An 899-nucleotide genomic window follows, 5' to 3' on the forward strand; every position below is an offset into this window, starting at 1 on the left:
TACCAAGTTCCCGTGGAAGTTCGCCCCGTCCGCCGGATGGCCCTGGCCATGCGTTGGCTGAAGGAATCGGCCCGCAAGCGCGGTGAGAAGTCGATGGCTGCCCGCCTGGCCAATGAGCTGCTGGAAGCCTCCGAAGGCCGCGGCGGCGCCATGAAGAAGCGTGACGAAGTGCACCGCATGGCCGAGGCCAACAAGGCCTTCTCGCACTTCCGCTTCTAAAACCCTGTCCCCTGGCCGCCGCCGGACATCCCGGTGGCGGCAATTCCTCTTTGGAGTGAACCATGGCTCGCAAGACCCCCATCGAGCGCTACCGCAACATCGGTATCTCGGCGCACATCGACGCTGGCAAGACCACGACGACCGAACGCATCCTGTACTACACCGGTGTGAACCACAAGATCGGTGAAGTGCACGACGGTGCCGCCACGATGGACTGGATGGAGCAAGAGCAGGAACGTGGCATCACCATCACCGGTCTGCGGGGTTGCTCGGGGTCGTCGGGGAGGATGCCATCGGGGAACCTCAGGGTCAGCGCGCGGCGCGGCGCTTGGGGCTGAGCATCGTGTGCCGGCATTCCGGCGCACCGCAGCGGCATTCGTAGCGTTTTTTCAGCGCCGGGGTGTAGCGCTCGTCGATGGTCAGGCCGTAGTCGTAGGAGAGTTCCTCGCCCGGGGCGATGGGGCGCAGGGCCTTGATGAACACCCGGCCGTCCTTCGTTTCTTCGGCCTCGCAGTTCGGGTCGCAGGCGTGGTTGATCCAGCGCGAGGCGTTGCCGCCGTACAGCGCATCGATCACCTCGCCGGTGCGCAGCTGGAAGTAAAAGGTGTGCTCGGGGTTGGAGGGATCGTGCGGATGGCGACGCAGGGCCTCGTCCCAGTCGATGCGGTCCCCGGTGTACT

Annotated in this window: 1 protein-coding gene and 2 pseudogenes; 2 read left to right on the top strand and 1 reads right to left on the bottom strand. The window is 65.2% G+C overall.

The genetic code is table 11. From position 1 onward, the window contains the following. Both I73_RS01930 and I73_RS25420 read left to right on the top strand, forming a co-directional pair. Positions 1-219 (top strand): annotated as a pseudogene (locus I73_RS01930) (30S ribosomal protein S7); the annotation flags it as partial. 62 nt (positions 220-281) lie between these two features. Further along, positions 282-473: pseudogene (locus tag I73_RS25420) on the top strand (GTP-binding protein); the annotation flags it as partial. Between the two features lie 55 nt (positions 474-528). On the opposite strand, the gene I73_RS01940 reads toward I73_RS25420, so the two are convergent. Then, the coding region (locus I73_RS01940) for an SET domain-containing protein (RefSeq protein ID WP_022979074.1) at positions 529-899 on the bottom strand (371 nt) is incomplete at its 5' end.

The organism is Ideonella sp. B508-1, assembly GCF_000333615.1.
Lineage (GTDB): Bacteria > Pseudomonadota > Gammaproteobacteria > Burkholderiales > Burkholderiaceae_C > Ideonella.